The organism is Chitinasiproducens palmae (assembly GCF_900095735.1).
In the GTDB taxonomy this organism is placed as follows: domain Bacteria; phylum Pseudomonadota; class Gammaproteobacteria; order Burkholderiales; family Burkholderiaceae; genus Chitinasiproducens; species Chitinasiproducens palmae.
Window position 1 is genome coordinate 102,634 of record NZ_FNLO01000004.1, and the last position, 24,611, is coordinate 127,244.

Below are 24,611 nucleotides of genomic sequence, written 5' to 3' on the forward strand. Positions count from 1 at the left end.
GTTTCCTCTACAAAGCACCAAAAAAATCCCACGCCTTGTAAAATAGCGTTACCTAAAGCACGGGGACAACCATGGCTGAGATGGGTTCGCACGAAACGGAACTAAGTAAAACGATATCAGGTGCTGAGCGCGACCGGCGTGCAGCGGCCGTCAATTACGCACGCGCATCAGTCGGCTTGGCGGGATCCTCGCTCAGTGCAGCAGATGAAGAACATGCTCAACGGTTCATCGACGGGAGCATTGACCTCGAAGAGTTTGTGCAACCGCGTAGTGCCTTGGCAAGCCCAAAAGCTTAGTCATGACGAAGAAAATATAGGTGGTTGAAGCCAGTGCAGGATAGGCTGTCGCCGGTATATGTATTGCGCCAACAGTGCAAACATTCAAAAAGGAAGCGAACGGAGGTCGAGGTTTGTAGTTGCCTAAAGGCCGGAGCTGCGATTGCGAGAACCATGCATAAAGAAAATTGGCCTCAATTGTCGACTATGCACGCCAAAAATAGTGATTCGACTTACCAGAAATTTCGCTAATAAAGTTGTAGATAACGTAAGGACATGAGGGTGAGCACATGGCGACGGAGAAGAGCGTTTCGTTCAGAAGCAACCTTGAGTCGAATTCGCTCGACTTGATTCGAAAGATCGGTTGGAACTGCGCAAGAACATCCGAGTTGATTGCCGGCATGGTTTCTCAGCTTGCAGCGTATACCGAAGAGGGTGTCCCCATGTCGCCCTCAGTTTTCATCTGCAGTTCAGTTTCACAGCTTCTGAAACTTGCAGGGATCGGGGAGCACATTCCTCTTTCCGCAGAGGTTCCTCTTGAATCTGCTGGAGCCCGAATTCTCAAAGATGCAGCGCCATTGTGCTTTGGACAGTGGAGAATCTACATCGAGAGGTCAGCTGACGGACAAAAATGTAAATACGGGGTTTTTTGTGGTACTAGCGATCCGTCTTCACTAACTATTGACGAGGTAGTTCTTGATGAATATGACGAATCTTTTCCTGTCGTGCGAATTTCGCAAAGTGCCACGAACAAAGTTGAGGTTAGATCCAGTGCCGGCGATGGAGTAGAATTTCGTTTTAATAACGATCCAGACGTCAAAGAAATTAAAGTTCATTACCACATTAGCAGACTTGCACAAGCCATAGCCCGCAAAAGTGGACAGCACGCTGACCTATTCGCTGGTTACATTGATCGAATTCTCTCCACGGCAATTCAAGACTGCCACGGCACATTAATCGCCGTACTGCCTTCTAATCAGAACGAACTGCCACAAGATTTTTCTGATCTAGTTCGATTAGATCCACCATTTCACTTATACGATCGGTTTCAGCGACATATTGCCGAGGGGAAGACGGCCTCGTCAGTGAGTCGCCTGCAAGCTGCATCGGAACTCATTTCAGGATTTATTGATAGCGACGGCATCACTGTATTCAATGATGCTGGTTTCGTTCTCGGCTATCGTGCATTCGTCAATGGTGATGCTGTGCCCCCCCCGATTATGGGCGGAGCTAGGAGTAGAGCGTTTAGAACACTGGGAGAGTTGGTTGGCAGATCAATCTTGGCCGCTTTTTTTCGATCACAGGATGGTAGAACCGAGTATCTCCAGGTAGATGCGGAGGGAGAAAAATGAATGCAATCGTAGCTTGGAAGGAACCGCAAGGCACCGTCGTCCCAAGGTCTGCCGACAATGCAGTCGTTATTGCTGGCGTTGCAAAAAATCTGAGTACACGAGATCAGAAACAGATCGTAGCTGCTTTCGAATCTGAATCTTTTGAGATGATGGCCGGCTTTGTACTGAATAAGGCTTTATCTCAGTTGAAGCGTGCCTTAGCGTCGATGGGCATGACATTTGTAGGGGAGATGCTTGGTCGTGCCGACATCAACGAAGATTCGGTCCCGACCGTCAGTATTTCAGATTATGAGGCCATAACCCTCGCGAGAGAGTTAGGCGTAATTAATTCAACAGATGCAAAGCGCCTAACTCAACATCTTGAACTACTGGCACACTTCGACAGTCTCAACACAGACGACGCAGAAAGCGAAGAAATGGCGCGTGAAGAAGCGCTGTCGTTTCTCAGAACTTGTGTTAATGCAGTGTTGGGACGTGAGGGCAACGTAGCACCTGCCGAGTTTATTACGTTCCGCTCTGAGCTTGAGAGCCGTACTTTTAAAGAAGCAGATCCTGAGCTAGTGACATTACAAGTAGCTCCCTACTTCTTTAAAAAGACAACGCTTAGCATTTTGCTTGCAGGTGCTAAGACTAAAACAGGCGCTCAGTTCGAACACACTCTTGGAAATATCGTCGTGATCGTCCCGTCTATTTGGGAAAGCCTGCGCGACTCTGAAAAATACTCCGTCGGCCAAGCTTACGCTGAGGCCGTGAGTGCGGGTTCGAGTGCAGTAGTTCTTGCACTCAAAAAAGCCTTGTCCTCAGTTCAGGGCTTTGACTTCGTCCCAGAATCGCTTCGATCACAATCATTTACAGCAGCCGCATCGAATGTCATCAGCGTGCATACCGCGATGAACAATTTCTACAACGAACCTTCGGCGATACAAGCCCTATCTCGGCTAGGCTCCACAATCCCATGGCCAGCTTTTCCTATCTGCATGTCCGCGATCTTGGCAGTAAAACTTGGAAACAGGTATGGCACGTCGAACGCTGCAATTCCTATTGCTGACGAACTACTGCAACGGCTCACAAAAAATCAGTGGGACTACTATCTTAACGAATGTTTGCCGGGGGATGAACTAGTTCTGCAAAAGCTAAGTTGGTATGAAGGGCCTCTTAAGAGATGGATTTCATTAGTCGATCAATTTGGCCTTCCGGCGAAGGCAGACAAATCTCCATTAGTAACGCGGTTACTCGCAGCCAGCCGTCGCAAAGACACGCAGGCGTCTGCAAACGCAGCCAAAGCCCTATTGGAAGCAATGCGCAAGTAAATCTCAGCGTCGAATAATGAACAGTGTGCAGCGCCCCCATTCGACCCTGAACATTCAGGCGTTATTTCTGCTTCGCCGTCGTTTAGGTACCAAGGCAGTGACTGCGACGACTACGAATGACCATTCGCTTAACCACATAGTTCGACTGGGCATGGAGCACACAGCTGGTGACTGTACCTGTACTGTAATTTCGGTACAGCACAGGTACAGTCACCAGTTTTCACCAATTCAGCTAAAATACGCTAGCCTACTGATTTAAAACTGGTTTTACCTATTTCAACCTACGCTATAATTCGCCCCATTTCTCTGTAGAAACACTGTAAATCACCGATTCAAAATCCCCCGCCGCAAGGCGTGCCGGTTCGATTCCGGCCCTGGGCACCACACTGGATTTTCTGTAGTTTTCGCAAAACGCCTGAAGCCCAGCGCCAGCAAGGGTTTCAGGCGTTTTTGCTTGTGACGGCCGTATGGCGGTCCGTTATCTATGCATGTGCGCGCGTTGCGATTCGTGCAAATTCACGCTGGCAGTTGCGGCGATACGAAGCCGCGGATGATGCGGTCTGCACGTTGGGGATTGCGGAGCAACGCCGAGTCATCCATCGCCGCTTACGCTCGTTTTCCATCCGTCCCATGCTTTTGTGCTCGCTAACAGGCGACCTCATCGCTTAGCTTCGGCTCATTGTTCAAGCCGCATTCAATACGAGCGACGCCTTCCGGAAAGCTGGGCTCCCCGCCTCCAACGTAGTAACGTAACTACGTTTAGTCTGAACAATGAGGAGATAGCGATGACCATCACAACCGTGTCAAGTCGGGAGCTGAATCAGGACGTGACGCGCGCGAAGAAAGCGACCAGGAACGGTCCGGTGTTCATCACGGATCGCGGTAAGCCTGCTCACGTGCTGCTGAGCTTCGAGGAGTATCGAAGACTGACGAAGCAGCGACGCAATATCGCCGATGCGCTGTCGATGCCGGGTGTTGCCGAGATCGAGTTCGAGCCGCCGCGTATGGTCATCGGAGCCCAGCCGGCCGATCTCTCATGATGTATGTGCTCGATACCAACGTCCTGTCCGAATTGCGCAAGGTACGGCTTGGGAAGGCTGACGCGAATGTGACGGCATGGACCGAAAGCGTCGATGCCGCCGACCTCTTCGTATCGGCCATCACGATCATGGAGTTGGAGCTTGGCGTGCTGTCGATTGAAAGCAAGGACGTTTCCCAGGGCGCCCTGCTGCGCGTGTGGCTGGAGCAGCACGTGCTACCCGAATTCTCGGGGCGCACATTGCCTATCGATACCGTGGTGACGCAGCGCTGCGCTCGGTTGCACGTAACTGACAAGCGCGGTGAGCGTGATGCCCTCATCGCGGCGACGGCACTGGTACACGGCATGGCGGTGGTCACGCGTAACGTGGCCGATTTTCAGCCGACGGGCGTCACCCTGGTCAATCCGTGGCAGTCATCGCCGTGATGTCCGGCGGCTTCAAAGCTGTCTCCGATATTGGTACGCCGGCGGTCAAGCGTTGAGCGCTGCCCGCGTCCGTCGCGCTGCGCTGCATAGTTGATCGTAGCTCGCTTCGTTCGGTAGCTCACGCTTGGCTATCCGCGATATGGCGAAGGATGGCGCGTTCGCGACCGCATCAGGCTTCACCATTGAAGATGTGCCGCTTCGATTCCAGCCCTGAACACCAGAAAGTGCAAAGCCGCCTCCCCTACCGCAGGCGGCTTTTTCGTCATGTCTCGGCGGACTTCTTCGTGACCGCGCGACCCGACGCGATCGCAGTCGATCTCGGCGCCACGGCAACCCGAATGCCGGCAGGTCCGCGCCGGGCCTGCTGACCGGGTGCCTCCGCGCCCGCCTTGCTCAGTCCACCGCCGCCGTCACCGTCACCTCAAACAACAGATCGGCAGCGGCCAGGCTCGCCTGCACGGTCGTACGCGCCGGCGCCGCGCCGGGTGGCAGCCATGCTTCCCAGACGGTGTTCATTTCGCCGAACTGGGCGATGTCCTTCAGATGGATGATGGCGGACAGGATCCGCGCGCGGCTGCTGCCGGCTTCGGTGAGCAGTGCGTCGACCCGGGCAAGCGCCTCGGTGGTCTGCGCGGCGATGTCCGGGGTCGACGCACCGACCGCGGTCTGGCCGCATAGATAGACGATGCCTGCATGTCGCACGATCTTGCTCATGCGTGGCGTGGTGCCGATTCGTTCAATCGCTGTGCTCATTCCGAGAAATCTCCGCTGTTGAGAACTTCCTGTGACTCGACGTGCATGCCCGCGAGTGCGTCGAGGGGGATCGGCTTGATGGGTGCGCGCACGCGGTAGGCGCCGATCCGCTGAGGCGACTCGTCTCTCGCTTCGGCGAGGATCTGCGTGACGGTGGTCCCACAAAGTCGGCCCTGGCACGGTCCCATCCCGCAGCGGCTGAAGAACTTGGTCTGGTTCGGGCCGGCGCAGCCCATGCGCGCCATTTCGCGAATGCGTCCGGCCGTGACCTCTTCGCAGCGGCACACCAACGCGTCGTCGGCTGGCGAGCCGACCCAATGCGGCGGGCGATAGAGCGCTTCGAGAAACGGCCGCACCGCACGCTCGCGCAGCAGTTGGCGCTGCCACGGGTTCGCGCGAGCGTCACGCGTGCCCTGATCGATTCGTCCCAGTGCATGTGCAATGCCGAGCGCGGCCAGCGTGCCGGTCGCCTCGGCGGCGCGTGCGCCGTCGATGCCCGCGCCGTCGCCCGCCAGCCAGACGCGGTCGAGGCTGCTTGCTCCCCATGCATCGCGCACCGGCTGCCATGCGAGTTGCGCGTCGCTCCAGCGGTGTTCGAGTCTGAGCAGACGGGTGAGCTGCGGATTCGGGATGACGCCGTGATGCAGCAACACGACATCGGCCGGAACGACAACGTGCCGGTCCTCGTGAAGGAAGCGGAATTCGCGCGCACGCTCGTCGCCGACCACCGCCAGCTCGGTCGCGTGCTTGTACCAGGGGACACCGGCGCGACGCAGCGTCGCCAGCATGCGCAGCCCTTTCAGAAGCGGCTTCGGCGCGCGCAGCGCAGCGGGCAACGCGCGCAACGCGGCAAGCCGGTTCTCGCGCGGCGCCGTCTCGACGAGCGCCTTCAGTTGTGCGCCGGCCGCGAGCAACTGACACGCAACGAGCAGCAACAACGGGCCGGTGCCGGCCAGCACGATCTTTCCGTCCGGAATCGACGGGCCCGACTTGAGGGCGATCTGTGCGGCGCCAGCGTTCATCACGCCGGGCAGCGTCCATCCCGGAATCGGTGACGGCCGTTCCATCGCGCCACTGGCGAGCAGCACATGATCCGCGCGCAGTTGCTCGGCACGACCGGCGCGCAACATGCTGACCGTGCCGTCGCGCGCGATGTCCCACACCAGCGCGCCATTGCGCACGTCGACGGCCGCCTGTTCGAAGCGCTTCAGAAGCGCGCCACCCGCCTCATAGTCGGAACCGAGCAGCGTTCGGACCCGCGGCCCGGCGATGCCGACGTTGCGATAGATCTGGCCGCCCGCGCGGGCCTGCTCATCGAGCACCACTACCTTCAGGCCAAGTTCGCCGGCCGTGGCAGCGGCGGCCATGCCGGCCGGTCCGGCGCCGATCACGATCAGGTCATGCTTCATCGAAATCTCCCGCGACGCGTGCGCCGTTTTGCAGGCGAACCCGCATGCCGTCGCGCACTTCGAGCATGCAGGCTTGCACGTTCGGATGCCCGTCGACTTCGACGAGGCATTCGAAACAGACGCCCATCAGACAAAGCGGCGCGCGCGGCGCGCCCGAAACCGGCGTGGTTCGCGTGTGATCGATGCCGGCATCCATCAATGCCAGCGCAAGGCTGTCGCCATCGCGCGCCTCGATGGTCCGCCCTTCGACGGTAAGCGTGACGCGGCGTCGGGCGGCATCAAGCTGCAGAGGTTTGAACATTGAATCGGTCTGCCTTGAAAGTGCTGATTGCTGGCGGTTCCGTGCCGCCGCGTATCCAGTCCGCGATCACGCCCGCGTGGTTCGCGGCGAGCGTGATGCCGCTGTGACAGGTGATCACATACGCGCCTGGACACTGCGTCGACGCCTGATACACCGGGTAGCCATCGGGCGTCATGACGCGAAGCGCGCCCCACGAGCGCACGATGTTCACGTTGGCGAGCAAGGGGAAGTAGCGTGCCGCGTTCCGCGCGATGCGGCTGAGTTCGCTCACGGAGGTGCCGTCGTCGAAGCCGACATCCTCTTTTGAATCGCCCAGCTGCATCACGCCTTCGCCGGTCTGCCGGACGTGGATGGTCGGATAGCGCAGAAACGGACGCATGCGTTCCGTCACGATGACCTGGCCGCGCTCCGGATGGACCGGCGCGTCGAGTCCGATCTGTGGCGCGAGCTTCCGGTTGCCGAGTCCCGCGGCCAGCACGACCTGCCCGGCGACGTGATGCCCGTTGCCCGTGCGCAGATGAAATTCGCCGTCGCGATGTTCGATCGCCTCGACTTCCTCGCCGGTACGGACCTGGCCGCCCAGGCCGGCGAAGGCCTGGAACAGCGCGCGCAGCAGCCGAAGCGGGCTGACGTGTCCGTCCATCGGCGAAAACATCCCGCCGACGACTTCGGGACCGACCTGCGGCACCAGTTCCCGGACCTGTCTGTCATCCAGACGCTCGAACGGATAGGGCCGACCAATGGCCGCGCTGATGCTCGCCATTTCCGCCGACTGTTGCTCCAGGTCGGAAGCCTTCAACGCCAGACGCAGACCGCCGATCTGCGACAGCTCCAGGTCCACGCCGGCTCGTTGCGTCAGTTCCGCAGCGAACGCTGGCCACGACGTCGCCGACGCCAGGCTCCATCGCGCATACTCGATTCTGTGCAAGCCCTTGCCCTGCACCCACACCAAGCCGAAGTTGCCGCGCGCCGCGCGAAACACGTCGTCGCCCTGGTCGAGCACGGTCACGCGTTGCCCGGCGCGCGCGAGACCGTAGGCGATCGACATGCCGATCACGCCGCCGCCCACGACCACGGTGTCCATCGAAACGTCGTTTCTCATGTCTTTCCCGAAAGAACGCGGTCGAGACCGAACATCCGGTCGAGCGCGAGCATCAAAAGCAGCGTGATCACGATCAGCAGCGTCGAGACCGAGGCTAGCAGCGGATCGATCGTGTTCGCGATGTAGTTGTACATACGAACAGGCAGCGTCTGCGTTGCCGCGGACGAGACGAAGATCGACATGGTCAGTTCGTCGAAGCTGGTGATGAAGGCGATCAACCAGCCGCCTGCGACGCCCGAGGCGATCAGCGGCAGTTCGACCCGGCGGAACGCCGTCCAGCCAGACGCGCCGAGGGTCTGCGCCGCATCGCCAACCGAGCGATCGAGCCCGGCTGCCGACGCCACCACGAGCCGCAATGCGTACGGCAGCACCACCAGCGTGTGCGCCAGCACCAGCGTCCACATCGATCCCGGCGTGTTGATCTGTGTGAAGAAGCGCAGCAACGCGATACCCAGCACCACATTCGGAATCATCAGCGGCGACAGCAGTAGGCTCATCACCGCCTCGCGCCCCCAGAACCGGTACCACGCGATGGCCAGTCCCGAAGGCACCGCCAACAGCGTCGCCAGCGTCGCGGCGCTGGTTGCCAAACCGGCACTGCGCCAGAACGCCTCGATGAAATCCGGCGCGTCGAGAATGGCGCGATACCACCGCAGCGACATGCCGTCGAACGGCATCGCCACATAACCCTTGTCCGTCAGCGAGACGAGCACCACGGTGGCGAGCGGGGCGATCATGAACACCGCGAACACCAGATGAAAAACGAGAAGGAAGGTCGGGATGCGTCGCATCAGAACACCTGTCTGTAACGTCGTTCGACGAAGCGCCCGATCCCGATCGAGATCAGCAGCACGGCGGCCATCAATACGACCGCGAGTGCCGTTCCCAAAGGCCAGTTCAGGCTGCTCAGCACCTCGTCGTAGACAGATGTCGGCACCACTTTCAAACGGCGGCCACCGATGATCGCGGGTGTGGCGAACGCACTGGCGGTCAGCGCGAAGACGATCAAACCACCCGACAGCACGCCGGGAATCGCTTGCGGAAAAACGATGCGGCGCAGGACGGTGCTCGCCGATGCGCCGAGCGTTTCCGCCGCCTGCTCGGTGGCGAGATCCATCTTCTGCAAGGAGGTCCATACCGCCAGCACCATGAACGGCACCTGCACGTGCACCATCGCGATGACGACACCGGTGAAGGTGAACATCAGGCGCAGCGGCTCGTCGACCAGTCCCAGCTTGAGCAACGCTGTGTTGACGAGCCCGCCGCGGTCGAGCAGCACCGCCCAACCCAGGGTGCGGACCACGACCGACATCAGCAGGGGGCCGAGCACGATGAACATCGAGATCGCGCGCCATCGCGGTGACAGCCGCGTCAGGACGTAGGCCTCCGGCACCCCGATCACGATGCAGATCAGCGTTACCACTGCCGACAGTTCGAACGTGCGCAGATAGATGCCACGGTAGTACGGGTCGCCGAACACCGCGCCGTATTGCGCGAGCGAAAAGGCCGGCGTGCCGTCGGCAGCGGGCGCGTAGAAGCTTTGCGATAACGTGAGAAGCAGCGGAATCGCGACGAAGGCCAGCATCACGATGGCCGCGGGTGCCGTCAGGCCATAAGGAAGCGAAAGGCGGCGCGACGAATTCATGCGACGCCTCCCGGCACCACGACCACGTGCTCGCAGTCCCAGCCGAGGCCGACCACGGTGCCTTCGGCCGATGGCGGCACGCCGCTGTTCATCTGTGCGTACTGCACCAGACCGATCGGCGTCTCCGCGGTCAGGAGCCAGTGATTGCCTAGGAACAGGCGACTGACGACGCGACCGTCGAGCAGGGCACCGGTCCGCGTCTCGCCGATCTTCTCCGGCCGGACGATGTAGTCGACCGCGCCCTGCGGGGCAGCCGCGCCGCAGGGCAGACGACGCCCGGCGACTTCGACCGTGCCGCCGCGGCTGGTGCCCCGGAACACGTTCGCCTTGCCGAGGAATTTGGAGACGAAGCTGCCGCTGGGCGCCTCGTACATCTCGAACGGACTGGCAACCTGCTGCACTTCGCCGCGGTTCATCAACACCACGCGGTCCGCCAGCGTCATCGCCTCCGCCTGGTCATGCGTCACCATCAGCGTGGTGATGCCGAGCCGCTGCTGCAGCGCGCGCAGTTCGACCTGCATGTCCTCACGCAGCTTCGCGTCGAGCGCGCCCATCGGCTCGTCGAGCAGCAGCACGCGCGGTTCGATCACCAGCGCTCGCGCCATGGCCACGCGCTGCCGCTGGCCACCCGAAAGTTCCTTCGGATAGCGGTCGCCGAACCCGCCGAGATGCACGAGTTCGAGCGTCTGGTCGACACGGCGCTTGCGCTCCGCCGACGGCACGCGCTTCATTTCCAGCCCGAAGCTGACGTTCTGCCGTACCGTCATATGCGGGAACAGCGCATAGCTCTGGAACACGATGCCGAGGCCGCGTGCGCTCGGTTTCACCCGGGTGATGTCGTCGCCGTCGAGGACGATGCTGCCGGCGGTGGGCGTTACCAGGCCCGCAAGCATCTGCAGCGTCGTGGTCTTGCCGCACCCCGACGGCCCGAGCAGGCAGACGAACTCGCCGCGTCCGATCGACAACGTGCAATCCTTGACCGCAACGAAGTCGTCGTATCGCTTGATGAGGCCATTCAGTTCGAGATAGCTCATGCCGGGCTCAACGTTCGACGGATCTGTCCCAGCGCGAAGTCCATTCGGCGCGCTTGGCATTGATCACGTTGTAGTCGGGGGCGATCAGCGCATTCACCTTGTCGGGACCCGACACGACCTTGGCCGACACCGCCGCGGGCAGCTTCACCGTCTTGTTGACCGGACCGAAGCCCGCGTCCTGCGCGAGCAGCGTCTGCGCGTCCGGCGACACGAGGAATTGCACGAAGTGCTGCGCGGCTTGCGGTTGCGGCGCACCGGCAACGGGGCAGGCCGCACTCATCAGCGCGACCGCGCCCTCCTTCGGATAAACGAAGCCGACCGGCGCGCCCTGGTTGATCACGTCCTGCACGCGGCCATTGCCCCAGACTGCCAGCGCAGCATCGCCGGTTTGCAGCATCTGCGCCATCTTGCCGGGCGACGGTTCCCACGTCAGAACGTTGGGTGCAACCTTCTTCGTCATGACCTGGAAGCCCGGCTCGATGTTGCTTTCGCCGCCACCGTTGAGGCGCGCCATCATCAACAGCGTCAGCAGGCCGTAGCCGTTGCTGATCGGCGGGATCACCACTTTCTGACGATATTTCGGGTCCGCCAGGTCCTGCCACGACGTCGGCGGCGCCCAACCGTGCTTGGCGAACACCTCCTTGTTGTACGCGAGGCCAGTCGCCAGCACGCCGACGCCGATCGAGCGATCGCCGGGCATCCGCGCGAGCGGATAAACATCCTTGATCGCCCCCGCCTGTTCGAGCGGCGCGCACAGGCCCTGCCCGACCGCCTGGAACATCGGACCGTCGTCGATGATTGCGACGGACAGTTCCTGATGGCCTTTCTGCGCCTGCAGCTTGGCGAGGATGTCGGTTGAGTTCCCTGCGACGTAGAGCACCTTGACCCCGGGCTCCTGCTTTTCGAAGCGCGGAATCAGCTTCTCCTTGAAGAGCTTTTCCATCGAGCCGCCATAGCCACCGACGTACAGCGTGCTGTCTGCGTGTGCAACGGTGGCGGCGAAGCCGAGGCTTACAGCGCATATGACTTTAAGGCATGGTTTCACAGCGACGTCTCCATGGGGGGCGTGTATTATTTCCATCGAGAAAACAGGTGCTTCTTCTCAACGTGAAAATCCTATGGCACCGAAAAAGAGACGGATATGTAAAATTCGAGGCTTGCTTATGCCTGAATGTTATAAATGAGGAATGCCCCTAATCTTCGCCACATCGAAGCGTTCAGGGCAGTGATGCTGAGCGGCACGGTAGTGGGCGCCGCAAATCTGATGAACGTCACGCAACCTGCGGTGAGCCGCACCATCGCACTGCTGGAACTGCAACTCGGGTTCAAGCTGTTCGAGCGTCGCGGCCGTCGTCTGTTTCCGACCGCCGAAGCCCAGACCCTGTATCGCGAAGTCGAAAAGCTCTACATCGGTGCGGAACGCATCGGCCAGGCGGCGCAGGACATTCGCTACCAGCGTGCGGGCGCGATACGCGTCGCGTCGCTGCCCGCGCTGTCGCTGTCGGTCGTGCCGCGGGTGCTGAACGCCTTGCTTGCCACCCGCCCGGCGGTGTCGGCGACCGTGCAGAGCCTGCCGTCCAGACAGATCGCGGAGCTCGTCTCGACCGGCCAGATCGACGTGGGCATCGTGGAACTCCCGGTTTCGCGCGCAGCTGTGGTGGTCGAACCGTTCGAACTGGGACGGTCCGTGGTGCTGATGCCGCGCGATCATCGCCTGGCGCAAAAGCGGGTGGTACGCTTCGCGGACCTGCACGAGGAGCGGATGGTCCTGCTTTCGCAGCACAGCTACGTCCGCTACCAGATCGACGACGCCTTGTCGAAAGCCAACGCCACGCCCAACGTGGTGGTCGAGACGCCCAGTTCGTTGATCGCCGCGGCGATGGTGTCGGCCGGGCTGGGCATTACGATCGTGTCGGAATGGACGGCGCCGACCTTTGTCGGAGCGGACGTCGTGGCACGGCCGATCGAGCATGCGGTGCCGACCCGCGTCGCCGCGATCTTCCCGGAAGGCACACCGGTCTCCTCGCTGGCCCGGGCCTTCGTGAAGGAGCTCCACGCGATGCTGAGCGGCTCGCCAGCGTAGACCTGCCGCCAGCCATGCGCACTGGCGCGGCGATGCGAACGGCCTTGATCCAGCGCGTCTGGCGCTGGCAGGTCATGCTGCGAGGCCGTCCAGGCCGTCGCAATCCGCGAGGCAGCGATGGCTCGTGCGAGACGGCCATGCCCCTGCACGTGGCAGCTCGCCGGGGGGCCGCAGGCAGCGTGGCGTCCGCTTCGCGGCTCGCATGTGCCTGTCGTGCCTGTCGTGCCTGTCGTGCCTATACGCGCGCGATATGCGCGATGTGCGCGACCGCTGGTCAGCCGCTCAAGGGTGACGCTCGCCGCTAGATGGCTTTGCCTTGAAGGCTGAAGCTAATAAAAAAAATATCTAACAAAACCGGGCCATCGGAGCGAATTTAGTTAATTTTTCCAAAATTCAGCTTTTAAACTAGAGCCCGCGACGGCGCCGCGTGCGGCACCGCGCCGCTGCGTTGAGCCGATCGCGTGGCGAAACCTGATTCCGAGCAAGGAGAAGCGGCGCATTGCAAGAAGACATCGACCTTTCGATCGACCACGTCGGTCTGGCCATCGAGCATCTTGAAAGCGGCCGCGCGGCGTTCGCCCGGCTCGGTTTCACGCTGTCGCCGCGCAGCGATCATTCCGGTTCGCCCGGTCCGGGCATGCCGGTCATCCCATGGGGTTCGGGCAATCACTGCGCGATGTTCGAAACCGGCTATTTCGAGCTGATCGGCCTGGTCGATGCGGCGAAGTTCAGCAACGTCAAGGCGCTGCTTGCTCAGTATCAAGGCCTGCATATCGTTGCGCTGCGTTGTGGCAATGCCGACCGCGCATTCGAAGCCCTGCAAAGCCGAGGCGTGCTCGCCGACCCGCCGCGCGCGCTCGAACGGGATGCACCGTTTGGCCCGGACAACGGTGAAACGCGGCGCGCCCGCTTTGCGAACGTGTATCTCGATACCAAGGCGAACGCCGAGGCACGCTTCATCGTGATCGAGCACCGCACGCCCGACGTGCTGTGGCAGCCGCATCTTCTGTCGCACGAGAACGGCGCGCGCGCGCTGTCGGCGGTGTATTTCGTGGCCGACGACGCCGCTTCGTTGCAAGCACGCCTGCTCCGCGTCGCCGGCGCGACGGCGAGTGCCGACGGGCGCGAACTCGTCTTGCCGGGCGGCGGCGCGTTTCGCCCCTGTGCGCCCGACGCGTTCGCGCGGCTGATCCCGTTCGAATGCGATGCCGTCCCGCAACGCGTCGCGGCGGCGCAGATCAAGGTCGACTCGCTGGACCGGCTGCGGGCGCTGCTGGACGCGCGCGGCGTCGACGCGCGCCTCGCGCCGGACCCGATTACGTCGGCGCCGAGCGTATGGGTCGGACCGGCCGACGCGTGTGGCACATTCCTACAATTCGTGGCGTAAGCCGTTTCAAAGGGAACCATGAAAGCAGCAGTCATCTACGAGCACGGCGGTGCCGGCAGCATCCAGTTTGAATCGAACTTCCCGGACCCGAAACCGGCCGCCGACGAAGTCGTCGTGAAGGTCGGCGCGGCCTCGCTGAACTACCACGATGTGTTCACCCGCAACGGCATGCCCGGCATCACCGTGCCGTTGCCCGTGATCATGGGCCTCGACTTCGCCGGCGAGATCGTCGAAGTCGGCAGCGCGGTCACGGAATGGCAGGTGGGCGACCGCGTGTTGATCGATCCGTCCGACCGCAAGACCTTCGGCGGCGTGATCGGCGAAGCGCGCCATGGCGGCCTGGCCGAGTATTGCGCGGTTCCGGATCATCATCTGGTGCGCATGCCGGACGACGTGACGTACGAGGAAGCGGCGAGCCTGCCCGTCGCATACGGCACCGCTTATCGCATGATGGTGACGATCGGCAAGATCCAGGCCGGCGAGCGCGTGTTGATTCTTGGCGCTTCCGGCGGCGTCGGTACGTGCTGCGTCCAGTTGGCGAAACTGGCCGGCGCGGAGGTGATCGCGGCCGCCTCGTCGCAGGACAAGCTCGACAAGCTGGCGGCGCTGGGCGCCGATCACCTGGTCGACTACAAGCAGCACGATTTCATGAAGTGGGTTTTCGAGAAATTCGGCAAGCCGCACCGGCGTCTGTATGAAAAAGGCGTCGACGTGGCGGTGAACTTCACCGGTGGCGACACGTGGGTGAAGTCGCTGCGCACGCTGCATCGCGGCGGCCGCGTGCTGACCTGCGGCGCGACGGCCGGCTACGATCCGAAGGAGGACCTGCGTTTCGTCTGGAGCTACGAACTGCAGATCCTCGGTTCCAACGGTTGGGCGCGCGACGACCTGCACACGCTGCTGGACCTGGTCCGGCAGAAGAAGCTCAAGCCGACGATCGACAAGACCTTCCAACTGACCGAAGTCAACCAGGCCTTTGCACAGCTCGAGGACCGGCTGGTGTTCGGCAAGGTGATCGTCAAGCCATGAGCGAACCAGCCAAGCACCTCTCGCGCGAGGACCTGCAAGCGATCTTTGCGCGCTCGCCATTCATCGCGTTCCAGAATCTTGAAATTCTCGCGCTCGATCACGCGGCAACGCAGCTATCGGTGCGCATGCCGCTGCGGCCCGAGTTCGAGCGCCGCGCCGGCACCGGCCAGTTCCATGGCGGCGCAATCGCCGCGCTGATCGACACCTGCGGCGATTTCGCCGTCGGCATGGTGGTCGGCGGCGGCGTGCCGACAATGAACCTGCGTGTCGATTACCTGCGCCCCGGCGCCGGCACGCATCTGGATGCAACCGCGACGGCACGCAAGATCGGCCGCGGCTCCGCCGTGGTCGACATCGATGTGACCGATGCGGCCGGCAAACTCGTCGCAATCGGTCGCGGCACCTTCGTACCGGTCACCGGCTAACTTTTTCACCGAGGAAGTTTCATGTCTCTTCTGTCCCGTGCGCTGATCGCAGCCGCAGGCTTTGCCTTCTTCACCACCGGCGCGCATGCCGCGCCGACCAAGCTGGTGTACGCGAACGTCACCGACATGAGCACGCTGTCGCAGGCGCCGGTCGTCGCCGCGAAGACGCTCGGCTACTACAAGCAGGAGAACCTCGACGTCGAATTCATGGGTTTCAAGGGCACGGCGACGATGTTGCCGCAGCTGCTCGCGGATCGCATCCAGATCGGCTATCCGAATGCCGACACGATCCTCCAGTCGCTCGAGCCCGGTCGCGAACGCCTGCCGGTGAAGTTTTTCTATAACTCGGTGCGTTCGTCGTCGTGGGAATTCGTGGTGCTCGACAACTCGCCGGCCAAGACGATGAAGGACCTGAACGGCAAGCGGTTGGGCGTCGGCGCGCTGACCTTCGGCAACGTGCCGCTGACGAAGGCCGAATTCAAGAAACTCGGCATCGACATGCAACTGGTGCCGGTCGGCACCGGCAGCGCCGCTTTCGTCGCGCTGAAGACCGGACAGGTCGATGCGCTGAACCTGTTCGACACGCAGGACGCCACTTTCGAGACGCAGGGCGAGAAGATCCGTCGTCTTGAGCAGCTCGACGAATACAAGCAGCTGTTCAGCAACGGTTTCATCACCACCGATGCGATGCTGCGCAAGAATCCCGAAGCGATCGCCGGTTTCGGACGCGCGGTGGCGAAGGCCACGGTATTCTGCGACGCGAATCCGCAGGCGTGCGTGAAGATGTTCTGGAAGGCATACCCGCAGACCAAGCCGTCCGGCGACGAAGCGAAGGCATTGGCGGATAGCGTGACGGTGCTGAAGTCGCGTCTGGTGCGGTTGAACGACTTCCCGGCCGGCCAGCCGAAACGCTGGGGCGAATACGATCCACAGGTGTGGAAGAACTTCGTGAAGGCGCTGCATGACGGCGGCCAGTTGAAGACCACCGACATCAAGCCGGAGGACATCTACACCAACGCACTAGTGCCGAAGTTTTCCGACTTCGACGCGGCGAAGGTCGTCGCGCAAGCGAAAGCCTACAAGTAAGCGATCGTGCTCGGACAACAAGCGATGTCGACGTCCAACAAGCTGGCGTTCCGGGCCAAGGGACTGGTCGTCACGTACGACTCGTCCCGTGGGCCCGTGAAGGCGATCGACGGCCTCGACGCCACGGTGGCCGATGGCGAATTCGTCTCCATCCTCGGGCCGTCGGGTTGCGGGAAATCGACGCTACTGAAGATCGTGTCGGGCCTGTTGAAGCCGTCGGCCGGCACCGTCGAACTGGGCGGCGCCAGCATCACCGGCCCGCGCCGCGATATCGGCATCGTCTTCCAGCAGCCGACCCTGCTGCCGTGGCAGACGGTCTTGCAGAACATTCTGTTGCCGATCCGCACGCTGGGGCTGAACCGCACCGAAGGACGCGCGCGGGCCGATGCGCTGTTGCGTCTGGTCGGTCTCGAAAAGTTCGCGAACAACTATCCGCACGAGCTGTCCGGCGGCATGCAGCAGCGCATCGGCATCGCGCGCGGCATGATCCATGATCCCGGCCTGTTGCTGATGGACGAGCCGTTCGCGGCGCTCGACGCGATGACGCGCGAGCACATGATGGCAGAGCTGCAGCGCATCTGGATGGCGGCCGGGAAATCGGTGATCTTCATCACCCACTCGATCCCCGAGGCAGTGTTCCTGTCCGACCGCGTTCTGGTGCTGTCGCAACGCCCGGCGCATCTGGTCAAGGACATGACCATCGCGCTGCCGCGCCCTCGCACCGAGGAGACGATGGGCACCCGCGAGTTCGGCGAATACTGCACGGCGCTGCGCGCGCTGTTCAACGAAATCACCCGGTAAGTGAGCCGGAGGCTGCGATGAACGAACGCATCAAGTCGGTGGTGTATCCGCTGATCCTGTTTGCCCTGATCCTTGCGCTGTGGAGCTTCGCGACCAGCCGCTTCGGGATACCGACGTATATCCTGCCGCCGCTCTCCGGTGTGGTCGCCGCGCTCCGGCACGGCTTCGTCGAAGGCGCGTACTGGGGCGATTTCCTCTACACGTTGACGTCGGTGGTATCCGGCTACGCGGCCGGCTGCACGTGCGCATTCGTGCTCGGCTGCCTGTTCGCGGAATTTCGCCCGGTCGAACGCGTGCTGCATCCGTTCGTGCTCGCCTTGCAGTCGATGCCGAAGGTTGCACTGGCGCCGCTCATCCTCGTCTGGTTCGGCTTCGATCTGGCATCGAAGGTCGTGATGGTGGCGCTCGTGTGCTTCTTCCCGATGTTCATCAATACGGTGGTCGGGCTGAAGGCAACGCCGCCCGCGTTGATCGACCTGATGCGCGCGTTCTCGGCGAGCCGTTGGCAGATCCTGCTGCGCATCAAGATTCCGTCCGCGGCGGGCCACATCTTCGCGGGCCTGCAGATCTCGATCGTGCTCGGCCTGATTGGCGCGATCGTCGCGGAATTCGTGTCGTCGACCAAGGGGCTGGGCTTCCTGATCAATTCGGCAACCGCACAGATGGATACCAGCACGATGTTTGCGGCACTGGCCAGCCTGGCGGTGCTCGGCATCGCCGGCAGCCAGCTGGTGCGTTGGCTGCATCGGCGGATCGTGTTCTGGGACCGGGCGGCCAGCCAGACCACCCTGTCCGAATAAGCGTCAGTCGGAGCTGGCAATGCCCGAGAGCGCGCGATCGATGATGTCCTTGGACTGCGTCACCACGCCGGCTCGCCAGGCGGGCTCGCTTGGGTTGAAGGCCTCGCGCACGTCGCGCTGCAGCGACTCGCGCAGCGCGGGCGCGATGTCCCGGTGGCAGAACAAATACCGCGCGGCCATGCTGGCGCGCTGCATCACCGGCCGCGGACGTGTACCGAATTCGACCACCACGGCGGTGGTCTCGGCACCCTGCAACATGTCGACGAAGGCATCGACCAGCAGCCCCTGGTATTTGGCCACGGCCTTGTGCGTGACGCCTTCGCGATTCACCGCTCGCTCGCCCCACCAGCTGCGCGCGCGATCGTAGGCGTCGCTCTCGGGCTCATGGAAGCAGAGAAAGACATGACCATCTTCGGGACCGATGCCGGTATGCAGATCGACGAACGCCGCATCGCTTGCGGCAAGCAGGTGATCGGAGACGGCTTGCCGGAATGCGTTGTTGGACCACTCGGCGGCAGTGCCGCCGTAAAAGATGCCGTCGGCGTGAGAGTACTGCCCGCCGTTGAAGCCGTTCGAATAGCATTGCTCGCCGATCAGCTCGCGCAACTCGGACAGTTTCTCGAACGTCTCGGTCAGCGCGGCCTCGGACCATGCGGGAGAAGCGATCAGCTTGTGGACGATCGGATAGACGCAGTTCAGCGGCAGCGGCTGCGTGAAGTCCACGAAGTTGCGGTTCAGGTCGACGTTGTGTTCGGTGAAGCGCAGGTAATTCGCGAAACCCCATGGATTATGCGCATGGAAGAAGGCGACCGCGGTATCCGGCGGCAGGGTGTCGATACTGGCCGAGGCGAGCCAGTGGATCTGCGCGGCGGAGCCCGCAAAACCTTCGATGCCGTGCGTGCCCGAGCCGACCGTCAGCACCCGCTTCGCGTCGCGCGCGCCGAGCCAGGCGACGTCGAGCGACAGCGCTTCACCGTTCGGCCCTCTCTCCGACGGATGCGTGTAAGTCGCGATTTCCGCGCCGGCCGCCGCGGCGGCCGCGATGAATTTGTCTCGCGCTTGCGCGTAGGTAACGGAGAAATACGCTTCGGCACTCATTTCGATTCCCTTGGATGGCTGGCGGTTGCATCCGGATGCTAAGGGAAGCGTGATTGATCTAGCAACCCATATCGATATTCAGGCTCAGGGCAATGGAAAGGAATTTTGGTGATCTGATCGGCATGACCGAGCGCAATCGAGACGACGTGGCGTTGATCGATTGCTGCAAGCCGCCCGCAGTGCGCACGTTTTCCCGTGCGCAACTCGACTCGGCCTTCAACGCGTGCGCACGCGGCTTTGCGCGTCGCGGTCTGGTGCCCGGCGACGTCGTTGCACTGGTCGCGGCGAACAGCGTCGAATTCCTGATCGCCTACTTCGGTGCGCTGCGGGCAGGCATGGTCATCGTGCCGGTGAACCACAAGCTGAACGACGACACGATCCGCTTCATCCTGGCGGACTGCGGCGCCAAGCTGATCGTCGAGGACGGCACGCATCGCATCGACGCACGCGATGTCGACACCATCGTGATCCACTCTGCCGAATGGCAGGATCTGGTCGAACCGTCGGCAGCCGCGGGCTATCGCAGTTATCAACCCGGCGACGACGACGTCGCGGTCATCATGTACACCTCGGGCTCCACCGGCCGCCCGAAGGGCGTGATGCTGACGCACCGCGGACAGGTCTGGAGCGTGGCCGCGAGGTTGCCGGAACGTTCGCTGGCCAGCGAACGTTTCATCGTGGCCGCGCCGCTGTTCCACATGAACGGCCTGGCATCCGTGCAGTTCGCGCTTGCGGCGGGCGCCAGCGTCGTCCTGCAGGCCCAGTTCAAGGCGAGCGAATTCGTGCGCGCGATCGGCCGGCATGACGTGACCTGGATCACGTCGGTGCCGACCATGATGGCCCTGGCGGTGCGCGAGACCGACGCGCTGCGCGACATCGACACCAGCAAGGTGCACTACATTCGTCTCGGCTCGGCCGCCACGACCCGCCAGATGCGCGACTCGGTGCGCGCGGCGTTCCCGAACGCGACGCTGGCGGGCGGTTACGGCACGACCGAGTCGGGCCCGATCACCTTCGGCCCGACGCAGGGCCGCGCGGTCCCGGACGGCGCGCTGGGCTGGCCGCTGCCGAACGTCGATGTCAGGCTGGTCGGCGCGGACGGCGCTGACGATCCGCGCGCCGGCGAACTGTGGGTCCGCACGCCGGCCAACATGAAAGGCTATCTCAACCTGCCCGAGAAGACCGCCAGCGTGCTGCTGCCCGAGGGTTGGTATCGCACCGGCGACATGTTCGAGGTCGGCAAGGACGGCGCCTATCGTTTCGTCGGGCGCGTCGACGACATGTTCAATTGCGGCGGCGAAAACATCTATCCGGGCGAGGTGGAGCAGGTGCTCGAACAGATGCCGGCCATCCTGCAGGCATGCGTGGTCGCGATTCCCGACGAACTGAAGGGCCAGAAACCGGTTGCCTTCGTCGTCTTGCGCGAACGGCTGTCCGCCAGCGAGGATGAGATCAAGGCGTTCGTCCTGGCGCGCGCACCGGCTTACCAGCATCCGCGCGCCGTACACTTCCTGCAAAGCATGCCGCTGGCCTCGACCAACAAGGTCGACCGCAAGCAACTGACGGCGCTTGCCGAAGCGCGCGCCAACGCGAAACGGAACGCGAACGCGAACGCGAAATGATGCGGGTCTGGCGGCGTGCGTCCGGGCCGCCGCGTCGGTCCGGAGCTCGAAAGCCGCAAATGTGAGAAATGCGCTGGAGGAGACGCAAATGGATCTGATCGATTACAAGCTGCTAGACCAGTTGCAGAGGGACGTCACCACACCGATCACCAAGCTCGCGGAAATGGTCAACCTCTCCGCGACGCCGTGTTGGCGCCGCATCCAGCGCTTCGATACCGAAGGCATCATCACCGGCCGCGTCGCGCTGCTCGATGCCAAGCAGCTCGGGGTGGCGGTGACGGTGTTCGTCAGCATCAAGACCCGGTGCCACAGCCAGGAATGGTTCGAACGGTTCAAGGAAACGATCGCAACGATTCCCGAGGTGATGGAGTTCTATCGCATGAGCGGCAATGTCGACTATCTGTTGCGCGTCGTGGTCAAGGATATCGACGCCTACGATGCGGTGTACAAGAAGCTGATCGCGAACACCGACCTGTCCGACGTCAGCTCCAGTTTCGCGATGGAACAGATCAAGTTCACGACGGCCCTGCCGCTGCCGGTCGCGCCGGAGCGCTGACCGGCTCGCGCTGGCGCGCGGCTGCCCTGCGCGATCGGACGCCGGCGCACGCGCAGGTTCGGTTGACGGCCGCAGCCTCACACCACCCTCAGGCCGGTTCAAAAACGCGATTCACGTGCGTGGCAAGATGGGCGCCGTCGACACCGTAGACATGCAACGACACAGCGTTGCCGTCTGCCTCGTTGCCGAGCCGATGGATGTCCGCGTGTCCGGCGTCCACCACGACGGTATCGCCGGCCCGGCGCAGCCGCTGTGCACGGCACCGCGGCGCGCCATCCTGCCAGCGATACAACCGCTCGGTGAGCTCGCCCCTGAGCACGACATACCCGCACCACGTCCAATGGGCGTGCACCGGGCTGTGCTGGCCCTGCCGCCAGGTGAGCAACACGATCGAGAACAGACCGGCGGGATCGAGGTACAGCGGTTCGCGGGCGTACCCGCCGGCGCATCCGGCAAGCTGCGTACGTGTCAACGCCGGCGCCAGACGCTGCATGGTCGGCAGCACCGTCTGCAGGCGGGCGAGCAACTGACGCTTGCCGTCACTCATTGCCTCGTTGAGCGCGTTGGCCAGTTCCGTGACGATGCGGTTGTCCGTCGTGTCTGCTTCCCATCCATGCATGGCGATTTCCGCAACGTCGCGAGTTGTTCCAATCGAGCCAGTCTAAACAAGACGCGCTGGCATATGTTTCCAAAATCGCGGCCGAAAAAAAGCCGATTTGGCAAACCATCCCTGTCAGCGGCGAATGCGTAGATGGCTTTTCCAATGCACTGGCCGATCGCCTCAGATGGGCTGGGCGGCGGCCACGATGGAAGCAGATACAGGGTTGCCGCGTGGCACGGGTGAGAGGTGCAAGGCTGCCCCGCGTTACTGGCGGAGCACTGACGGCAGATGAGCGGATCAGCGACCGGATGTGGTGACGGCGCGCTCGGATCGCAAGCATGACTGAGCAGTCCAGGCAAGACGGCGAGCGTCGGCAAAGGGGCATCGGCAGTCGGATGCCTGGCACGCGTCGCTCGCCCGCAACACGTCTCGCAAGCGCGGATGCCGTGGCGCGTTTTCTCCTGCTAGGCTGGCGACGCCCAGCACGGTAAATCGGCCTCGCGGGCGGCGCTTTCGACGCGCACGGATGCTTCCAAGCTGGGCGGAACCGGACATGAAGAATACCAAGACCATGCTGCATCGCTGGCGCGCGGCGTCCAGCGCGTGGACCGACACGTCGGCCTTACCGGCGGCCTTACCGGCGGCCTTAATGTCGTCTGCCCCGTCGTCTGCCCCGTCGTCTGCCCCGTCGTCTGCCCCGTCGTCTGTAACGTCGTCTGTAACGTCGTCTGTAACGTCGTCTGTAACGTCGCCCCTGTCGTCGATGCTATCGCGCACGCCTGGCCGGCTTGCAGCGCGCGCGCCGCGGACGCGCGAGCGCTGGCGGACACGGGCCTTCGCCCTGTGCGTCGCGCTGAGCGCCTGCTTCGCGCCGACGCTTTCGGCGACCGCGCAGGCCGCAACGCAGACCATCGTGCTGTTGCGCCATGCCGAAAAACCGCTCGCCGCGGACGGCCAGGCGGCGCTGCCCGGTCTCGGCCAGCTGACCTGTACCGGCTTGCAACGTGCGCGGCAATTGCCAGGCGTGCTGATCGGCCGCTTCGGCCGTCCCGATTACGTGTTTTCGCTCGATCCGGCCGGCCAGGTCGGCGATTACCGGAATGCCGCCGACCAGGAGCAATACTATTACTACGTGCGCCCGTTGATGACGATCCAGCCGACCGCGATCAAGGCGGGGCGTGCGGTGAACGTCGGCATCAGCTTTGCCGACGCCGGCAATCCGGACTTCGAACTGGCGGCGAAGCTGTCGACCTTGTCGAACGACAGCACGACGTTCGTCGCCTGGGAACACAACAACATCCAGGGACAACTCGTGCAGGACATCTTCGAGGTGTTCGGCTTCCTGCCCCAGGCCGCCGCCGGTCAGTACGACATCCCGAAAGTGTGGACCTTCGCGAACCGTCCGTCCTGGCCCAACGCGGATTTCACGCGGATGTACGTGATCCGCATCAACACGGACGCGAGCGGCAACAAAACGCTGTCGTTCACGAAGCAGGACCAGGGGATCACGCCGACGAACGTCTGCCCGTAAGACCAGACGCGCACGCCTCCACTGCAAACGACGCCCGCGACACGCTGCGCAGGCCCGCTTCAAGGTCCCGACACTTCACGCTCATGCCAACGCTCAACCGTAACCTGGCTGCCACCGCGCTGCTGGCGCTGTCCACGCTGCTGGTCGCCGCCTGCGGCGGTAGTTCGACGTCGATCGACAATCCGACTCCCACTCCCTCTCCGACGCCAACACCCACACCCACGCCGACGCCGACGCCGACGCCCACGCCCACGCCAACGCCAACGCCGACCGGGCAAGTCGAAACGATCGTGTTCGTCCGCGATGCGGAGTCAGCGGCGCAGGGCCTGGGTCAGTTGAGCTGCACCGGCCTGAACCGCGCCTATGCGCTGCCGGCCGCGATCCGCAGCAAGTACGGTGCGATTGCTGCCGTCCTCGCGCCCGATCCGCATCTGACGCAGATCACCGAAGCCGGCGGCACCTACGACTATCTGCGGCCATTGACGACGGTCGAGCCGGCGGCGATCAGCGCCGGCCTGCCGGTCAACCCGCCGTTCACGACCACGCACTCGTCGGCACCCTATTACGGCTACACGGACAACGCCCGCCTCGTTGCGCAAGTGAGTCAGTCCGACTACGTCGCGTCGACGGTGCTGGTTGGCTGGGATGCGGGGCAGATCGCCACCGCGACACGCGCGCTGCTGACCGCCAACGGCGGCGATGCCAGCCAGGTGCCGGACTGGACAAGCGGAGACTACGACAGCGTCTACGTGGTGCGGGTGACGACACCGTCGGAGGGCACGCCGACGTCGACCTTCAGCCACGATACGCTCGGCTTGACGGGACTATCGGCCGAATGCGATTGAAGCGCGGTGGCACGGCGAGGCGGCCGATTACCGTCCCCGCTGCAATCCGAAGTCAGCCCACGCCGCGTTCCTGAAGCGGCGACGGAAGCCGGTGCCCGCTG

The 24,611-nt window shown here is 62.8% G+C and carries 26 protein-coding genes; 16 read left to right on the forward strand and 10 right to left on the reverse strand.

Annotated features, from left to right (window positions below):
• The first annotated feature begins 80 nt into the window (after positions 1 to 80).
• The 5 genes from BLU54_RS08110 to BLU54_RS08120 all read left to right on the forward strand — a co-directional run bounded on the left by BLU54_RS08110 (position 81) and on the right by BLU54_RS08120 (position 4,402).
• Positions 81 to 296 carry an antitoxin VbhA family protein gene (locus tag BLU54_RS08110; protein WP_235837871.1) on the forward strand — a complete coding sequence of 72 codons (216 nt, stop codon included), beginning with the start codon at positions 81 to 83 and terminating at the stop codon, positions 294 to 296.
• A 269-nt stretch (positions 297 to 565) separates the two neighbouring features.
• On the forward strand, positions 566 to 1,627 hold the full coding sequence (locus tag BLU54_RS23185; protein ID WP_139169571.1) for a hypothetical protein: 1,062 nt from the start codon (positions 566 to 568) through the stop codon (positions 1,625 to 1,627).
• Complete coding sequence (locus BLU54_RS23190) at positions 1,624 to 2,937, forward strand: hypothetical protein (protein ID WP_139169573.1); 1,314 nt, start codon at positions 1,624 to 1,626, stop codon at positions 2,935 to 2,937. The genes BLU54_RS23185 and BLU54_RS23190 overlap by 4 nt, the downstream gene beginning before the upstream one ends.
• 785 nt (positions 2,938 to 3,722) lie before the next feature.
• Positions 3,723 to 3,977 (forward strand): type II toxin-antitoxin system Phd/YefM family antitoxin, encoded by a 255-nt coding sequence (locus BLU54_RS08115; RefSeq protein WP_091906889.1) that lies wholly within the window; start codon positions 3,723 to 3,725, stop codon positions 3,975 to 3,977.
• A complete protein-coding gene (locus BLU54_RS08120; RefSeq protein WP_211435316.1) occupies positions 3,974 to 4,402 on the forward strand; it encodes a type II toxin-antitoxin system VapC family toxin in 429 nt (142 codons plus the stop codon). The genes BLU54_RS08115 and BLU54_RS08120 overlap by 4 nt, the downstream gene beginning before the upstream one ends.
• A gap of 393 nt (positions 4,403 to 4,795) precedes the next feature.
• On the opposite strand, the gene BLU54_RS08125 is transcribed toward BLU54_RS08120, so the two are convergent.
• The 8 genes from BLU54_RS08125 to BLU54_RS08160 are packed head-to-tail and all read right to left on the reverse strand — an operon-like array spanning position 4,796 to position 11,691.
• On the reverse strand, positions 4,796 to 5,155 hold the full coding sequence (locus BLU54_RS08125) for a RidA family protein (protein WP_091906893.1): 360 nt from the start codon (positions 5,153 to 5,155) through the stop codon (positions 4,796 to 4,798).
• The gene (locus BLU54_RS08130; RefSeq protein WP_091906895.1) at positions 5,152 to 6,564 is read right to left on the reverse strand and encodes an FAD/NAD(P)-dependent oxidoreductase; all 1,413 of its coding nucleotides are present in this window, start codon (positions 6,562 to 6,564) and stop codon (positions 5,152 to 5,154) included. Before BLU54_RS08130 ends, BLU54_RS08125 begins: the two co-directional genes overlap by 4 nt.
• On the reverse strand, positions 6,554 to 6,865 hold the full coding sequence (locus tag BLU54_RS08135) for a (2Fe-2S)-binding protein (protein WP_091906897.1): 312 nt from the start codon (positions 6,863 to 6,865) through the stop codon (positions 6,554 to 6,556). Before BLU54_RS08135 ends, BLU54_RS08130 begins: the two co-directional genes overlap by 11 nt.
• Entirely contained in the window at positions 6,843 to 7,967 is a 1,125-nt protein-coding gene (locus BLU54_RS08140; protein WP_091906899.1) for an NAD(P)/FAD-dependent oxidoreductase, read from the reverse strand. Before BLU54_RS08140 ends, BLU54_RS08135 begins: the two co-directional genes overlap by 23 nt.
• A complete protein-coding gene (locus BLU54_RS08145; protein ID WP_091906901.1) occupies positions 7,964 to 8,758 on the reverse strand; it encodes an ABC transporter permease in 795 nt (264 codons plus the stop codon). Before BLU54_RS08145 ends, BLU54_RS08140 begins: the two co-directional genes overlap by 4 nt.
• Entirely contained in the window at positions 8,758 to 9,612 is an 855-nt protein-coding gene (locus tag BLU54_RS08150; RefSeq protein WP_091906903.1) for an ABC transporter permease, read from the reverse strand. Before BLU54_RS08150 ends, BLU54_RS08145 begins: the two co-directional genes overlap by 1 nt.
• The gene (locus BLU54_RS08155) at positions 9,609 to 10,646 is read right to left on the reverse strand and encodes an ABC transporter ATP-binding protein (RefSeq protein ID WP_091906906.1); all 1,038 of its coding nucleotides are present in this window, start codon (positions 10,644 to 10,646) and stop codon (positions 9,609 to 9,611) included. Before BLU54_RS08155 ends, BLU54_RS08150 begins: the two co-directional genes overlap by 4 nt.
• A gap of 7 nt (positions 10,647 to 10,653) precedes the next feature.
• Positions 10,654 to 11,691: an ABC transporter substrate-binding protein gene (locus tag BLU54_RS08160; protein WP_235837854.1), complete on the reverse strand. Its 1,038-nt coding sequence runs from the start codon at positions 11,689 to 11,691 to the stop codon at positions 10,654 to 10,656.
• A gap of 135 nt (positions 11,692 to 11,826) precedes the next feature.
• Here BLU54_RS08160 and BLU54_RS08165 point away from each other — a divergent pair, with 135 nt between their 5' ends.
• The 7 genes from BLU54_RS08165 to BLU54_RS08195 all read left to right on the forward strand — a co-directional run bounded on the left by BLU54_RS08165 (position 11,827) and on the right by BLU54_RS08195 (position 18,257).
• The gene (locus BLU54_RS08165; protein WP_091906910.1) at positions 11,827 to 12,729 is read left to right on the forward strand and encodes a LysR substrate-binding domain-containing protein; all 903 of its coding nucleotides are present in this window, start codon (positions 11,827 to 11,829) and stop codon (positions 12,727 to 12,729) included.
• 499 nt (positions 12,730 to 13,228) lie between these two features.
• Entirely contained in the window at positions 13,229 to 14,116 is an 888-nt protein-coding gene (locus BLU54_RS08170) for a VOC family protein (protein WP_091906912.1), read from the forward strand.
• Between the two features lie 18 nt (positions 14,117 to 14,134).
• Positions 14,135 to 15,145, forward strand: coding sequence for a zinc-binding dehydrogenase (locus tag BLU54_RS08175; protein ID WP_091906914.1), 1,011 nt, complete (start codon positions 14,135 to 14,137; stop codon positions 15,143 to 15,145).
• Complete coding sequence (locus tag BLU54_RS08180; RefSeq protein ID WP_091906916.1) at positions 15,142 to 15,570, forward strand: PaaI family thioesterase; 429 nt, start codon at positions 15,142 to 15,144, stop codon at positions 15,568 to 15,570. Before BLU54_RS08175 ends, BLU54_RS08180 begins: the two co-directional genes overlap by 4 nt.
• Before the next feature lie 21 nt (positions 15,571 to 15,591).
• The gene (locus BLU54_RS08185; protein ID WP_091906918.1) at positions 15,592 to 16,656 is read left to right on the forward strand and encodes an ABC transporter substrate-binding protein; all 1,065 of its coding nucleotides are present in this window, start codon (positions 15,592 to 15,594) and stop codon (positions 16,654 to 16,656) included.
• A gap of 24 nt (positions 16,657 to 16,680) precedes the next feature.
• The gene (locus BLU54_RS08190; protein WP_091906920.1) at positions 16,681 to 17,457 is read left to right on the forward strand and encodes an ABC transporter ATP-binding protein; all 777 of its coding nucleotides are present in this window, start codon (positions 16,681 to 16,683) and stop codon (positions 17,455 to 17,457) included.
• A 17-nt stretch (positions 17,458 to 17,474) separates the two neighbouring features.
• Complete coding sequence (locus BLU54_RS08195) at positions 17,475 to 18,257, forward strand: ABC transporter permease (RefSeq protein ID WP_091906922.1); 783 nt, start codon at positions 17,475 to 17,477, stop codon at positions 18,255 to 18,257.
• 3 nt (positions 18,258 to 18,260) lie between these two features.
• Here the strand turns inward: BLU54_RS08195 and BLU54_RS08200 are convergent, their stop codons facing one another.
• Positions 18,261 to 19,355, reverse strand: a complete 1,095-nt coding sequence (locus BLU54_RS08200) for a M14 family metallopeptidase (protein ID WP_091906924.1) — start codon at positions 19,353 to 19,355, stop codon at positions 18,261 to 18,263.
• Between the two features lie 92 nt (positions 19,356 to 19,447).
• Between BLU54_RS08200 and BLU54_RS08205 the strand changes: the two genes are divergently transcribed.
• Entirely contained in the window at positions 19,448 to 20,977 is a 1,530-nt protein-coding gene (locus BLU54_RS08205; protein ID WP_235837855.1) for a class I adenylate-forming enzyme family protein, read from the forward strand.
• A gap of 88 nt (positions 20,978 to 21,065) precedes the next feature.
• Positions 21,066 to 21,533, forward strand: coding sequence for an Lrp/AsnC family transcriptional regulator (locus BLU54_RS08210; protein WP_091906925.1), 468 nt, complete (start codon positions 21,066 to 21,068; stop codon positions 21,531 to 21,533).
• Positions 21,534 to 21,621: 88 nt separating this feature from the next.
• Here the strand turns inward: BLU54_RS08210 and BLU54_RS08215 are convergent, their stop codons facing one another.
• Positions 21,622 to 22,152 (reverse strand): cysteine dioxygenase family protein, encoded by a 531-nt coding sequence (locus BLU54_RS08215; protein ID WP_091906927.1) that lies wholly within the window; start codon positions 22,150 to 22,152, stop codon positions 21,622 to 21,624.
• Positions 22,153 to 22,897: 745 nt separating this feature from the next.
• Between BLU54_RS08215 and BLU54_RS08225 the strand changes: the two genes are divergently transcribed.
• Together BLU54_RS08225 and BLU54_RS23960 are read left to right on the forward strand one after the other, a co-directional pair.
• Positions 22,898 to 23,665 (forward strand): histidine phosphatase family protein, encoded by a 768-nt coding sequence (locus tag BLU54_RS08225; RefSeq protein WP_211435317.1) that lies wholly within the window; start codon positions 22,898 to 22,900, stop codon positions 23,663 to 23,665.
• 83 nt (positions 23,666 to 23,748) lie between these two features.
• Positions 23,749 to 24,510: a histidine phosphatase family protein gene (locus tag BLU54_RS23960; RefSeq protein ID WP_211435318.1), complete on the forward strand. Its 762-nt coding sequence runs from the start codon at positions 23,749 to 23,751 to the stop codon at positions 24,508 to 24,510.
• Positions 24,511 to 24,611: the final 101 nt, after the last annotated feature.